The organism is Serratia sp. 506_PEND, assembly GCF_001076875.1.
Classification (GTDB): domain Bacteria; phylum Pseudomonadota; class Gammaproteobacteria; order Enterobacterales; family Enterobacteriaceae; genus Serratia; species Serratia marcescens.
In genome coordinates this window covers 2,365-16,219 of the sequence record NZ_JVEL01000570.1, presented here as the reverse complement: position 1 = coordinate 16,219, position 13,855 = coordinate 2,365, and the positions used below count along the sequence as shown (strand labels likewise).

13 protein-coding genes are annotated in these 13,855 nt (G+C 60.7%); 8 read left to right on the top strand and 5 right to left on the bottom strand.

Annotation, left to right across the window (positions count from 1 at the left end; translation table 11 throughout):
* The coding region (locus tag ADK28_RS25375) for a cupin domain-containing protein (protein ID WP_048796987.1) at positions 1-1,165 on the bottom strand (1,165 nt) is incomplete at its 3' end.
* A 561-nt stretch (positions 1,166-1,726) separates the two neighbouring features.
* Here ADK28_RS25375 and ADK28_RS25370 point away from each other — a divergent pair.
* The 3 genes from ADK28_RS25370 to licT are packed head-to-tail and all read left to right on the top strand — an operon-like array spanning position 1,727 to position 5,858.
* The gene (locus ADK28_RS25370; RefSeq protein WP_048796986.1) at positions 1,727-3,583 is read left to right on the top strand and encodes a beta-glucoside-specific PTS transporter subunit IIABC; all 1,857 of its coding nucleotides are present in this window, start codon (positions 1,727-1,729) and stop codon (positions 3,581-3,583) included.
* Positions 3,580-4,995, top strand: a complete 1,416-nt coding sequence (locus tag ADK28_RS25365) for a glycoside hydrolase family 1 protein (protein ID WP_048796985.1) — start codon at positions 3,580-3,582, stop codon at positions 4,993-4,995. Before ADK28_RS25370 ends, ADK28_RS25365 begins: the two co-directional genes overlap by 4 nt.
* A 20-nt stretch (positions 4,996-5,015) precedes the next feature.
* Entirely contained in the window at positions 5,016-5,858 is an 843-nt protein-coding gene (licT, locus tag ADK28_RS25360; protein WP_048796984.1) for a BglG family transcription antiterminator LicT, read from the top strand.
* On the opposite strand, the gene ADK28_RS25355 is transcribed toward licT, so the two are convergent.
* Complete coding sequence (locus ADK28_RS25355) at positions 5,843-6,757, bottom strand: LysR family transcriptional regulator (RefSeq protein ID WP_033640404.1); 915 nt, start codon at positions 6,755-6,757, stop codon at positions 5,843-5,845. The genes licT and ADK28_RS25355 overlap by 16 nt on opposite strands.
* A gap of 103 nt (positions 6,758-6,860) precedes the next feature.
* Between ADK28_RS25355 and ADK28_RS25350 the strand changes: the two genes are divergently transcribed.
* Both ADK28_RS25350 and ADK28_RS25345 read left to right on the top strand, forming a co-directional pair.
* Positions 6,861-7,427: a chromate transporter gene (locus ADK28_RS25350; RefSeq protein WP_016927816.1), complete on the top strand. Its 567-nt coding sequence runs from the start codon at positions 6,861-6,863 to the stop codon at positions 7,425-7,427.
* Positions 7,424-7,945 (top strand): chromate transporter, encoded by a 522-nt coding sequence (locus ADK28_RS25345; protein WP_048796983.1) that lies wholly within the window; start codon positions 7,424-7,426, stop codon positions 7,943-7,945. The genes ADK28_RS25350 and ADK28_RS25345 overlap by 4 nt, the downstream gene beginning before the upstream one ends.
* A 4-nt stretch (positions 7,946-7,949) precedes the next feature.
* On the opposite strand, the gene ADK28_RS25340 is transcribed toward ADK28_RS25345, so the two are convergent.
* The gene (locus ADK28_RS25340) at positions 7,950-8,303 is read right to left on the bottom strand and encodes a protease inhibitor Inh/omp19 family protein (protein ID WP_016927814.1); all 354 of its coding nucleotides are present in this window, start codon (positions 8,301-8,303) and stop codon (positions 7,950-7,952) included.
* Positions 8,304-8,714: 411 nt separating this feature from the next.
* On the opposite strand from ADK28_RS25340, the gene ADK28_RS25335 reads away from it, so the two are divergent.
* Entirely contained in the window at positions 8,715-10,331 is a 1,617-nt protein-coding gene (locus tag ADK28_RS25335) for a serralysin family metalloprotease (protein ID WP_016927813.1), read from the top strand.
* A 42-nt stretch (positions 10,332-10,373) separates the two neighbouring features.
* Here the strand turns inward: ADK28_RS25335 and ADK28_RS25330 are convergent, their stop codons facing one another.
* Together ADK28_RS25330 and ADK28_RS25325 are read right to left on the bottom strand one after the other, a co-directional pair.
* A complete protein-coding gene (locus tag ADK28_RS25330; RefSeq protein WP_048796982.1) occupies positions 10,374-11,024 on the bottom strand; it encodes a dihydrofolate reductase family protein in 651 nt (216 codons plus the stop codon).
* A gap of 69 nt (positions 11,025-11,093) precedes the next feature.
* On the bottom strand, positions 11,094-12,098 hold the full coding sequence (locus ADK28_RS25325; protein ID WP_048796981.1) for an alpha/beta fold hydrolase: 1,005 nt from the start codon (positions 12,096-12,098) through the stop codon (positions 11,094-11,096).
* 234 nt (positions 12,099-12,332) lie between these two features.
* Here ADK28_RS25325 and ADK28_RS25320 point away from each other — a divergent pair, with 234 nt between their 5' ends.
* Positions 12,333-12,764, top strand: coding sequence for a DcrB-related protein (locus ADK28_RS25320; RefSeq protein ID WP_048796980.1), 432 nt, complete (start codon positions 12,333-12,335; stop codon positions 12,762-12,764).
* Between the two features lie 31 nt (positions 12,765-12,795).
* Positions 12,796-13,855, top strand: a 1,060-nt coding sequence (locus tag ADK28_RS33165) for a PAAR domain-containing protein (protein ID WP_048796988.1), incomplete at its 3' end; no start/stop codon positions are given.

Sequence of the window (13,855 nt, the reverse complement as noted above, 5' to 3'; positions counted from 1 at the left end):
GGCTGCGCCGCGACATCACCCGTTTGTCTTTCGGTCTATCCTGCCAGTCCTCAACCTGATTATTGAAGTTGTCCGCCAGCAGGTAGGCCGGGGTTTTCGCCAGCCAGTCGGACAACGAAATATCCTGATAAATGCCGTTGTCCATCACGATCAGTACCTTCAAATCCTCATCGCCGATGTTCTCGATGTAATGGCCGAAGCCCTGCGGCACGTAACCGACGTCCGAAGGGGCGTACTCTTCCGTCTGCGCGTGGCCGTGCGAGCTGAACACCGTCATGCGGCCTTTGCCGGCAATATAGTATTGCCATTCGTTGGCGTTGGGGTGCCAGTGCAATTCCCGGATCGCGCCGGGTTTCACGATCTCGATGATGCCGGTCATGGTGGTGGAAATGGGAAATTCTTTCGACGATACCAAATGGACACTGCCGGCGTCATTTTCAAAGAACGGCTTTTGCTTCATTAATTCATAGCGGTGGGTCAGCGGGGCATTATTTAATCCGCCGTCGCTTTTCGGTAATGGCAAGGTGGGCGGAACGGCGCCGCCGACAATATAAGCTTCGCCCTGTTTGGCCTTGGAAAATACCGCCGCCGGCATGTCGACGCTTTTTTCCAATACCTCTTTCGGCATATGCGCCACCCAATCGGTGATGCTGAAGGTGCCGAATTCGGAGAAATGGCCGTTATCGAACGCCAAAATAAAATGCGCGCCGTCCGCAAGCGCCTGAATGGAATGGCCGTAGCCTTTCGGGAAATACCAGACGTCGCCGGGGCCGAAATCCGCCACCTCACATTTTCCCTCGGGATCGAGGATGGTGATGCGCGCATGGCCTTCCAGCATGAATGCCCATTCGGCGGCGATGGCGTGCCAATGCAGTTCGCGCACGCCGCCCGGCTCCAGCGTCATGTCGACGCCCGCCACGCCTTCGGAGATCGGGAATTGCTCGACGGTGGCTTCGCGCGCCCAGCCGCTGGGCAGGCTGCGTTTTTTGCTGTCGGTGAATTTGTATTTATAGAGATGTTGCGCATCGGCAGGCGGCTGATAGCTGCTGGGAGGCACGATATTGCGATGGTCGTCGGCAGCGGCATTTTTGGCGATGCCGCCGATCATGCCGGCGGCGGCCGCGCTGACGGCGGAGACTTTCAATATATCACGACGCGATAGCATAGCATTTTCTCCAATATAAAGCCGTGTGCCTGCAGAAGCAGGCGACGGGGAAGGCGCGATCGCCATTGAAATGATTTTTGTCATCGGCGGGAATAGGCTGTGACCCTTAAATCCTAGCGGCTGGAAGGTATTGCGTAGGCGTTTATTTGTTTGCGTTTGTTACTAAGTGAGAGCGGGTTTAATTATTCATTGTTAATCTCAATAGTCATGGATCTGAATTAATCTTTCCCTGTAATTAAATAAACAAAGTGTCAATAAAACGCATTATTTTGGGTTATTTCATTACGATTGCGCTATGGGTGTGCGCAAAAAGCGTGCAGCGGCGACATTGCAGTGCATTTACGCTAAATCGTGACGCCTTTCACAACGCTGACGTCTGGCTATTGCCGAGTATTCGCGAGTATGGTGATACTTTTAGCGCGGTCGAGAAGACCGCACACCATTTTTATTGCGGCGTGTTACTGCTAAAGCAGGCAAGACCAAAATAGGAATGCACTTCTCCTTGTGACGAGGCGCATTTCCATTTTGGTCTTTTTTTTTTGCATTTTACCGGGGAAGACGATGGACTATCAAAAACTTGGCTTAGAAATATTGGCGCGGGTCGGCGGTAAAGGCAACGTCAGCAAGCTGACGCACTGCGCGACCCGTTTGCGTATGGAATTCAACGACGACGCTAAAGTGGATTCGAAGGCGATCGAAGCCCTGCCGGGCGTTATCAGCGTGGTGGTGCGAGGCGGCCAGTTTCAGATCGTGGTCGGCAATAACGTGCAGCAAACGTTCCGCGTGCTGCAAAAGGAGATTGGCCAGCCGCAAACCGGCGCTCAAAAGCAGCAGCCGAAAGGTGGCGTGGTGTCACGGATTATCAGCGTGATTTCCACGACCTTTACCCCGGTGATCCCGGCCATTACCGGCGCGGGGATGATCAAGGCGCTGCTGGCGATCCTCAAGCTGGCCGGGGCGATAGATCCCGCCGGCACGACCTATCGATTGCTGGATACCGTCGCCGATGCGGCCTTTTTCTTCCTGCCGGTGCTGTTGGCTTACGGTGCCGCGATAAAATTCGAGTGCAATCCCATCCTGGCGATGACCCTCGCCGGCGCGTTGCTGCACCCTAATCTGGCTCAGATGCAGGCGGCGGGCACCGCGATTGATTTTCTCGGCATTCCGGTGCGGCTGGCGGATTATGCCGGCTCGGTGTTGCCGATCATTTTTACCGTGTGGCTGATGTCCTATATCGAGCGGTTTGCCGAGAAAGTTTCGCCGACGATGATCAAGTTCTTCACCAAACCGATGATCGTGCTGCTGGTCACCGCGCCACTGGCGTTGGTGGTGGTCGGGCCGTTCGGCATTTTCCTCAATGACATGGTGGCCGCCGGTGCGGCGATCGTCGATGGCAAGGCCAGCTGGCTGATTCCTATGTTGATGGGCGGGTTGCAGCCATTTTTGGTGATCACCGGCACCGCCTGGGCGATGACACCGATCGCCACCGGCCAATTGACCAAGAATGGCTTTGAGATGATTAACGGGCCGGGCATGTTGGCGTCCAATATTGCACAAGGCGCGGCGACGCTCTGTGTGGCATTCCGCACCAAGAACACGAATTTGCGCCAGTTGGCGTCCTCCGCCGGTTTTACCGCGTTGTTGGGGATCACTGAACCCTCGCTGTACGGGGTGACGCTGAAACTGCGCAAACCGTTGATCGCGGCGATGATCGGCGGTGGCTGCGCCGGCATTTACGCCGGATTGAGCGGGTTGGTGCGTTATGCCTTCGTTTCTCCTGGCCTGGCCGCTTTGCCGGCGTTTATCGGTGAGAACCCGATGAATATCGTGCACGCGCTGATCACTTGCGCCATTGCCATCGTCGTGACCTTTGCCCTGACCTGGATCCTTGGCTTCGACGATCCGGTCGAGGAGACGAACGACGAGACTCAGGTGGCGGCGGCCGACGAGGTATCGCCGGTTTTCAGCCCGCTGACCGGCAAAGCCGTGACGTTGGATCAGGTCAACGATGACGTTTTCTCCCAGGGCTTGTTGGGCCAGGGCATGGCGATCATACCGTCGGAAGGCGTGCTGCGTGCGCCGCTGGACGGCGAGATCGTGACTTTCCTGCCGTCAAAACATGCGGTCGGCATCAAGGGGGACAACGGCGCGGAACTGTTGCTGCATATCGGCATCGACACGGTAAACCTGGGTGGCCAACACTTTGACTCCGGACTGCAGATCGGCGATCGCGTGAAGGCCGGCGACGAGCTGGTGCGTTTTGACATCGGCGCGATCGCCGCATTGGGCTTCGATCTGACGACGCCGGTATTGATCGTCAACAGCGAAGCGTTTCAGGTTCAGGTGTTACCTAAGCCGCATGGCGTTCATGCCGGTGAGACGATTATGGCGCTGAAGGCCAATAAGGAGCCGGCATGATTTATCAACGCTTGCACGATTTTCCCGCCGGGTTTCTCTGGGGCGCGTCGACTTCCGCCTATCAGGTGGAGGGCGCATGGAATGAAGACGGCAAAAGCCCGTCGATCGTCGATATGCTCGAACATCCCGCAGGCACGGCGGATTTTACGGTGGCCAGCGATCACTATCATCGCTTTCGCGAGGATGTGAAGCTGTTCGCAGAACTGGGGTTAAAGGCCTACCGGTTTTCGGTTGCGTGGACGCGCGTGTTGCCCGATGGCGTCGGCGAAGTCAATGCGCCGGGGTTGGCGTTTTACCGGCAGTTGATCGACGAATTGCTGGCGCACGGCATCGAGCCGGTGGTGACGCTGTATCATTTCGATCTGCCTTATGTGCTGGAGCAGCAGGGCGGCTGGTCCAATCGCGCCACCATCGAGGCTTTTGTCACTTATGCCGGCGTGCTGTTCGACGCCTTCGGCGATCGGGTGAAGTATTGGCTCACCATCAATGAACAGAACACCATGATCCTGCACCCCGGCGCTATCGGCACGCCCAAAGGCGGTGCGTTGCCTGACAAACGGACGCTGTATCAGCAGAGTCATCATATGTTGGTCGCTCAGGCCAAAGTCATGGCATTATGCCATCAGCGCTGTCCCGGCGGGAAAATTGGCCCGGCGATCAATACCACCTCGATGTATCAGGAGACCTGTCATCCGCTGGATGCCATTGCCGCTCATAACTGGGAGACGTTGCGCTGTTGGAGTTTTCTCGATGTGGCGGTGCATGGCCGCTACAACGCCCTGGCCTGGCGTTACCTTGAGGATCGGGGGTGGTCGCCGGACAGGGAGCCGGAGGACGCGGCGCTGCTGTTGGCGGCACGACCGGATTATGTGGCGATCAATTACTATTCCACCGCCACGATCGCCGCCAGCCGCGGCGACGGTTCAGACGTGAGCGCACGCGCCGGCGATCAGCAAATTATGCTCGGCGAACCGGGTGTGTATCGTGCGGCGGAAAACCCGTTTGTCGGCAAGACGCGCTACGGATGGGTGATCGATCCGGTTGGCCTGCGCTTAACGCTGCGCAAGACTTTCGAGCGCTATCACCTGCCGATACTGATCACGGAGAACGGCATTGGCGCGCCGGATGAATTGCGGGCGGATGAGACTATCGACGACGACTATCGCATTGAATTCATGCGGCAGCATGTCGAACAGATGCGGCTGGCGATCAACGATGGCGTCGAGCTGCTCGGTTACTGCCCGTGGGCGGCGATTGACGTCGTCAGCACGCATCAAGGTTACGCAAAGCGCTATGGATTTATCTACGTGAACCGCGGAGAACGGGATCTTAAGGATCTGCGGCGCATCAAAAAACGCAGTTTTGACTGGTATCGGCAGCTTATCGCCGCCAATGGCCGGTTGGGCAAATAAGCAAGGTGACGGCCGAGACGATGAAAGTCATTAAGGTGCTCAACAACAGTCTGGTGTTAACCGCGGACGACGATAACCGTGAGGTTATCGTCATGGGCAAGGGAATTGGTTTTAACAGCAAAACCGGAGACGAGATCAACCCGGCCGCCATTGAGAAAGTGTATGTGGTGCAGGAGGGGCAAAAGGGGCGGGATTACCTGCGGCTGATTGAAACTGCCCCGACGGAGCACATCGAAATTGTGCAGATGATCCTCAGTGAGGCCAACCGCCAACTGAACGGCAACATTAATGAACAGATTTTCTTTACGCTGGCGGATCACGTCAGTTTTGCTATCGAACGTCATCACAAGGGTATCGCCATCCAAAACCGCCTGCTGTTCGAGGTGAAGCGTTTCTACCCGCGAGAGTTTGCGGTGGGGCTGCAAGCCTTGGCCTACATTAACCAGCGGCTGAATATCCAACTGCCTGAAGAGGAAGCGGGCAATATCGCCTTTCACCTGGTCAACGGTCAGACCGAAGTGCAAAACATGGAGCACACGTTGCTGGCGGTGAAGATGCTGAAAGATATTTTCAATATCATCAAGTATCACTTTCGCCTCAATATCGACACCGATTCGCTGAACTACGCGCGCTTTTTAGTGCATATGCAGTTCTTTATCCAGCGCATGCTCGACGGCAAACAGATGACCTCGAAGGCCGACTTTCTGTTTGCCCAGATGATGGCCGAGTACCCGCATGCCTATCGCGGCGCGCTCTTGATCCGCGATTACGTGAAGAATCTGCTGCAAATGGAGATGTCGAACGATGAGCTGCTGTATCTGATGATCCACCTGACGCGCATCACCGATCAGCCCGAGGCCTGAACCGCCTCGGCGACCAGTTCGCGAAAGCGCTCGACGATCGGCGAGGCCGGGCTATGGCGCAGCGCCAGGTAAAGCGGGGCGCTGAGCTGCGCTTCTCCGGCGATCGTGCGGTAGACAATGCCGTCGCCGCCCAGCCGCCGCATCGAGCCGGGCACGATTGACAACCCCAGCCCGGCGCCGACCAGGCTGAGGGTGGCCGGCAGGCGCGGCGCTTCCTGCACGATGCGCGGGCTGAAGCCGGCGCGGTGGCAGGCGGCCAGGATGGCGTCGTATAACCCCTGACCGGCGGGGCGGCGATAGAGAATAAACGCCTCGTGGGCCAGTTCGGCCAGCGGCAGCGGTTGCTGCGTTTCTTGCGCCAGCCGGTGGCCCAGCGGCAGGGCGACGATCATCGGCTCGCTGAGCACCGGCTCGACGCTCAGGCCGGGAATGCCGTTGGCCGGCGAGCGCACGAAGGCGGCGTCGAGGCGCTGTTCCAGCAACGCCTCCATCAGTTCGCCGCTGCCGGCTTCTTCCAACTGGGTGGTGATACCCGGCAGGATGTCGCGGTAGCGGCGCAGCAGGTTGGGCACGAACGGATGCAGCGCGGCGGAACTGGTGAAACCGATGGCGATGTGGCCCTGCTCGCCGCGGGCGGCGCGCTGTACCGCTTCGCGCAGGCGTTCGGCGCGCGCCAGCAGGGCGCGGGCCTCTTCAAACAGCACGCCCCCCGCTTCGGTGACGCGCACGCCGCGCGGCAGGCGCTGCAACAAGATTACGCCCAGTTCGTCTTCCAGCCCCTGCAGCAGGCGGGTCAGCGGCGGCTGTTGGATAAACAGCCGCTCGGCGGCGCGGGTGATGTTGCCTTCTTCCACCACGGTGACGAATGCCCGCAGGCGACGCAGTTCGATCATAGCCATACCTCAAAGGTATCTTTGGTTTTTCCGGAATGCATTAGACATCATGGCACGGCGGCGCGCATGATACCAGACATCAAAACAAGCGATGTGGAATGGCAATGTCATGTCAGATATCAATACTTTAAAACCGCACCCGGCGGCAGCGCCGGGTAATGCAGAGCTGTTTTTGGGCTTTCTGTGGCTGGGGCTTATCGGCTTCGGCGGTGTGCTGCCGATGGCGCGCAGTATGCTGGTGGAGCGCCGGCGCTGGCTGAGCAGCGAACAGTTTACCGAGCTGCTCGGTCTGTGCCAGTTCCTGCCCGGCGGCAATGTGATCAACCTGTCGGTGGCGGTGGGCATGGAGTTTCGCGGGCTGCGCGGCGCGCTGTGCGCCTTGCTGGGCCTCATCAGCGCACCGACGGCGATCGTGGTGGGGCTGGGCGTGGTGTACGCCCGCTTCCAAAACGATCCGCATGTGCAGCATGTGTTCGCCGGGCTGGCCGCCGCCGCCGCCGGGCTGCTGCTGTCGACCGGGATCAAGATGCTGCTGCCGCTGCGCGGTAAATGGCCGGCGCTGGCGATCGTCGCGCTGGCGCTGATCGCCATCGCCTGGCTGCGCCTGCCGCTGTTGCCGACCATGCTGGTGCTGGCGCCGCTGAGCATTCTGCTGATGTGGCGGTGGCCGTCATGAGCGGGGTGTTGATGGCGTTGGCGCTGATCTTCACCGAGCTTTCTTTATTGGCGTTCGGTGGCGGCATGACCATTCTGCCGGAAATGCAGCGGCAGGTGGTGGAGGTGCATCAGTGGATGAGCGCCCAGGAGTTCAGCGCGCTGTTCGCCATGGCGCAGGCCGCGCCGGGGCCGAACATGATGATCGTGCCGCTGGTCGGCTGGCACGTCGCCGGCTGGGCGGGGCTGCTGGTGTCTTCGATCGCCAAGTTCGGGCCGTCTTCCATCGTTACGCTATTGGTGATGGGCGCCTGGCGGCGCTTTAAGGATCGCCCGTGGCGCCGCATCGTGCAGGCCGGACTGGTGCCGCTGACCGTGGGGTTGGTAGCGGCCAGCGGTATCTTGATCGCCGATGCTTCCGCGCCCAGCTGGCGGCTGGCGGCAATCGTGGCGCTGGCGACGGGGTTGAGCATGAGCAAGCGCCTCCATCCGCTGTGGGTGCTGGCGGGCGGCGCGCTGCTCGGGTTGCTGTTCGCCTGAAGGGTTAGCGCGGGATCAGCACAAAGCGCGAAGGGCCGTTGCGGTCAATCAGCTCATAGCGCTTCGGCGCGGTCAGGGCCAGAAACGCCACCATGCTCCCTTCGGCGTCGGTCAGCGTCATGCCGTCCGGCGTCGGCCGCCAGGCGACCGGCAGCGCGTGCAGCGCCAGCGGCTGCAGGCATTGGGCGGAGGCGCTGAAACGGAAAGCGTTGGTGTTGGCGACCGCTTCGTCGCTCAGCTGCACCTCGCAGACGGTTTTACCGTCGCCGATGGCGGCGAGCTGCCAGTCGCCCTTCAGCGCGGCGGGTTCCAGCAACGGCAGTGAACTGCCCAGGGCACTGCTGCACAATATGCTCATAACGACTCCTGTCAGGCTGGCGCGGCGCAAGGCGCGCATAAGGAAATGGGTTGGCATCGGGTCACTCCTTTCGGCTGTCCGTTCACACTTTAACACGTACCCATCTTGATGATGAGGGAAGGATTAGGTTTTTTAATCCTCGATTATTCTGATCTAATCGGCGATAAAGTGCGCAAAAAGACGAATAATTAACCCGTTAATGCGCTCATTTTTCTCATTAATATAGTGAGAATACAAATTGTTACGCGTATCTCCATCTCTATGCCCGGCGCGGTAAAGCCAGGCCGGGCGGGCTCGCGCCAGCGGGGTGAGTCACTATACTGGTCATTCCTAAGCCTTGGCTTAGATTAGAACGACTGATGAATAGTCTTACAAAGCGAGTGGGTTCCTATTGTGTAAAAGGAGAATACAATGCGCAGTCGCCACAACGACATTTTGCAAGATGACGATGAGTTCACCAGCCTGAGCGCCACATCCCCCAACGATCATAACTATCAGTTTTACTATCACCAGCCCGGCAGCATTTATGACGGATTGGGTTACGGCGCGCTGTTCACGCTGGACAACGCTAACCTGTACAGCAATCAGCGCGGCGGGGCTGCCATCGACAACCTGGGTAAAATCCGCGATAACTTCAGCTTCGATCGCGCCGCCGATCAGCTGACGCGGCCGGGCCTGACGCACAACGGCGATCAGGTGTATCATCAGTCGGTGGCGCTGACCTACTCCTTCCTGACGCAGAGCGCGCTGAACCGCATCGGCCAGACCGGCGACGGCGACAAGGGGCTGCAGCCACTGACCCAGGCGGCGCAGGCTCAGGCGCTGAAATCGATGCAGGCGTGGGCCGACGTGGCGAACGTGACCTTTACCGAAGCGGCGTCTACCGATATCAACCACCGCGCGGACATCACCTTCGCGTACTTCACCCAGCGCGCCGACGGCAGCACCGCCGCCGGCAGCGGCCCGAATGCCATCAACGCGTACGCCTATTACCCGCCGAGCTCCAAACCGGGCAGCGATAACGCCTTTGCGGGCACGGTGTGGTTCAACAAAAACTTCGCCACCCATCAGGCGCCGGTTAGCGGTGACTTCAGCAGCCAGACCTTCACCCACGAGCTGGGGCATGCCCTGGGGCTGGCGCACCCGGGATCTTATGACGCGTCGCTGGGCAACCCGAGCTACCAGAACGATGCCGCCTATTATCAGGATTCGTTGCAATACTCGATCATGAGCTATTTCAACGCCGGTTACACCGGCGCCGACACCAAAGGGGTGTACGGCTATGGCCCGATGGTGGATGACATTGCCGCGATCCAGAAGCTGTACGGCGCCAACATGAACACCCGCACCGGCGACACGGTGTACGGCTTCAACTCCAACACCGGGCGCGATTTCCTGACCGCCACGGCGGACAACGGCAAACCGGTCAACTTCGCGGTGTGGGACGCCGGCGGCAACGACACGCTGGACTTCTCCGGCTACAGCCAGCAGCAGATGATCAACCTGAACGACGGCGCGTTCTCCAGCGTCGGCGGCGGCACGCAGAACGTCGCCATCGCGCGCGGGGCGATCATCGAGAACGCCATCGGCGGCAGCGGGCGCGATGTGATCATCGGCAACGATCAGGACAACCTGCTGGCGGGCAACGCCGGCTCCGATATCCTGTACGGCGGCCTGGGGGCGGATCATCTGTGGGGCGGCAAAGACGCCAATAACTTCACCGACTATTTCGTCTATCTCAACGCCAAAGAGTCCACGGTGGCGGCGTTCGACGTGATTGAAGACTTCGAGCACGGCATCGACAAGATCGATCTCTCCGGCCTGCGCTTCAACAACAGCCTGAGCGAGCTGCGCTTTATCGACAGCGGCAGCGCCTTCAGCGGCCAGAAAGGCGAGATCCAGCTCAACTTCGACGCTTTCAACGGCACCACCGATCTGCTGATGAACACCCAGAGCAACAGCTATGCCGCCGACTTCAAGATCCACGTGGTCGGGCAGGTCGAGCAGAGCGATATCTTGTTTGCCTGAGGTGATGAAGGGAAAAGAGAAAAGGGCCGAACGGCCCTTTTTTTACGGCTGGGCCGCCGCCGCGCCTTCCGTCACGAAGGAACCGGTCGTTACCTCGCCGGAACGGCGGTAATGAGCCACAATGACGCCGCCGGGCGAGACCACCGAGTGGGCCAGCGTGAAGGCCGCCGGCGCCGCGTTGTCATCGAACAGCCGCTTGCCGCCGCCGAGCAACACCGGGTAGGTGAGCAAGCGCAGTTCGTCCACCAGATCGTTGGCCAGCAGCTGTTGCATCAGCGTGCTGCTGCCCTGCACCAGCAGCACCGGCCCCTGGGCGCGCTTCAGCTCGCGCAGCCGGGCGAGGATGTCTCGCCCCAGCCACTGGCTGTTCTCCCACGCCAGCGTCTCGCCGTGGTGGGTGGCGACGTACTTGGTGGCCTGATTGAACACGCGGGCGATGTCGGCGGAAAACGGGTCGGCCTCGTCGGTGATATGCGGCCAGTAGCCGGCGAAGATATCGTAGGTGCGCCGCCCGAGCAGCAGATCGAAAGGCGCGGAGAAAAGATCGCTCATCGTTTCCGCGACGGCGTCATCCCAGTAGGGCGCGGTCCAGCCGCCGAAACGAAAGCCGCCGCTGCGGTCTTCGTCCTGCCCGCCGGGCGCCTGCATCACGCCGTCGAGGCTGACGAACGCGCTGGCAATAATCTGTCGCATGGCTGTCTCCTGCAGTTGAGTGCCAGCTGAAAGTTTAGCCGCCGTGCGGCGGCCGCGCCAACCGGCCGCTCAGGGTTGCAGCGCCTTGAGCAACGCCTGATGGAAGCGCGCCGGTTCCTCCATTTGCGGCGCATGACCCAGCCCGGCGAACTCGATCAGCGTGGCGTGCGGGATGAGTTTCGCCGCCTGTTTGCCCAGCACCGCGTAATGCCCGATTTTGGCCTTGACTGCCGGCGGGGCGATATCGCTGCCGATGGCGGTGGTGTCGGCGGTGCCGATCATCAGCGTGGTGGGCGTCTGCAGATCCTTGAACTCGTAATACACCGGCTGAGTGAAGATCATGTCGTAGATCAGCGCCGAGTTCCACGCCACCAGGCGGTGGCCCGGCCCGTTGTTCAACCCGGCCAGCATATCCACCCAGCGATCGTACTCCGGCTTCCAGCGGCCGCCGTAGTAGGTGTGCTGCTCATAATTGCGGATGCCCTCGGCGGTGGTGTTCAGCTCGCGCGCGAACCATTGATCGACGCTGCGCCACGGCACGCCTTTCGCCTTCCAGTCCTCGAGGCCGATCGGGTTGACCATCACCAGCCGTTCCACCGCCTGCGGATACATCAGGCTGTAGCGCGTGGCCAGCATGCCGCCGGTGGAGTGGCCGATGACGATGGCCTTGCTGATGTTCAGGTTCTGCAGCAGGCCGTGGGTATTTTGCGCCAGCTGCTGGAAGCTGTACTGGTAATGCGCCGGCTTGCTGGAGGAGCAAAAACCGATTTGGTCCGGCGCTATGACGCGGTAGCCGGCCTTGCTCAGCGCCTTGATGGTGTCCTGCCAGGTGGCGGCGCAGAAGTTTTTACCGTGCAGCAACAGCGCGGTGCGGCCGTTGGCGGCGCCTTCCGGCGGCACGTCCATATAGCCCATCTTTAACGGCTGCCCCTGCGAGGTGAAGCTGAACTGCTGCAACGGGTAGGGGTAGTGAAAGCCCTGCAGTTCCGGGCCGAACGTCGGCGTTTCGGCGGCGCCGGCGTTGAACGCGGCCAGCGCGGCGCACAGCAGCGCGCTACGGGTGAATCTCAGCATCCTGATCTCCTGAAAAACGGACGAGAGCCGAGTATAGCCACAATCAAGGCGTCGGCGCGCCAGTGGTTTCAGATAATTCTGTAATATGACGGTTTGATTCCCGGCCAGATTCCGGCAACGCTCTTTTTCACAGTGAACGCGGTCACGCCGTGCAACATTGGCGACGCCTGATGGTTTTATTTCAAGGCTAAGTTATGCGATGCTTAAGCATTATTTATGCAAAAGGATCCTCGCATGTCCGCTTTATCCCGCTGCGCTTTCAGCGAAGGCAGCGTCGCTTTGCCGGAAGGCTATGCCGATCGCACGGTCAACGTCCTGTTGGCCGGCGATGATGTTTCCCCCTCAGTCAATATTTCCCGCGATGCGCTGCAGCCGGCGGAGAACCTGGAAGGCTACGTCACCCGCCAGCTCGATGCGCTGGCGCAGGGGCTGAAAGGTTGGGCGTTCAAAAGCCGCGAGCCGGCGTCGCTGGGCGATGGGCTGGCCGCCGGTGAGTGGGTGCGCGCCAGCTACCTGCGCGACGGTAAACGCATCTGGCAGAACCAGGCGGTGTTTGCGCTGGCGGAGGGGCGGGTGCTGGTGTTCACCCTGGCGATGGCGCGCAAGCTGACGCCGCAAGATGACGCGCTGCTGCAGCAGGTGCTGAGCAGCTACCGGGCGGCCTAACGATGAACTCTTCACGTAAAAGGATCTTACGATGACCGAAGCGGCTCGCGTCGGCGATATTATCGGGCATTCCCATGCCCTGGCCGGCATGATTGCCGGCACCCTTGTCGGCGGCCTGATCGCCGCCGCAGGCGCGGTGGCGGCGGGGGCGCTGTTCGTCGCCGGCCTGGCGGCTTCCTGTATCGGCGTTGGCGTGTTGCTCATCGGCGCCAGCCTGGCGGTGGGGTATCTCACCGGGGAGGCGGCCACCGCGGCGCGCGACGGCATTGCCGACGCCGGTGCCGGTAGCCTGACCCCCAAAGGCAATATCGTCACCGGCTCCCCCAACGTCTTCATCAACGGCAAACCCGCCGCGCTCGCCACCAACAGCCAGGTGGCCTGCAGCGACGACGGCCCGAGCATGCAGATGGCGCAGGGCTCCGACAAGGTCAGCATCAACGGCCAGCCCGCCTCGCGCGTGGGGGACAAAACCAACTGCGACGCGCAGGTGATGGAAGGTTCGCCCAACGTGTTTATCGGCGGCGGCACCGTCACCACCTTGCCGATCAAGCCCGAAGTGCCGGATTGGCTGTACAAGGTCTCTGACCTGACGCTGCTGTTCGCCGGCCTGGTGGGCGGCGTGGGCGGCGCCGCCGGCAAGCTGGGGGCGCTCGGCAAACTGCTGGGCAAACTGCCCGGCATCAACAAACTGGCGCGCATCGCCTGCCGCGCCGGCACCCTGATGACCGCGACCGCCGCCGTCGGCATTATCGCCCGGCCGGTGGATATCGTCAGCGGCCAGAAATTCCTCGACGGCGAAGACGATCTCGATTTCGTGCTGCCATCGCGCCTGCCGGTCGCCTGGCAGCGCTATTGGCGCAGCGGCAACCCCGGCGACGGCGTACTGGGCCGCGGCTGGAACCTGTTCTGGGAGAGCAGCCTGCAGCCGTATCAGGACGGCCTGGTGTGGCGCGCGCCTTCCGGCGACTTCGTCGCTTTCCCTATGGTGCCGCGCGGCCACAAAACTTACTGCGAAGCCGAAAAATGCTGGCTGATGCACAACGACGACGGCAGTTGGCAGCTGTTTGACGTCGGCGAACAGATTTTCCACT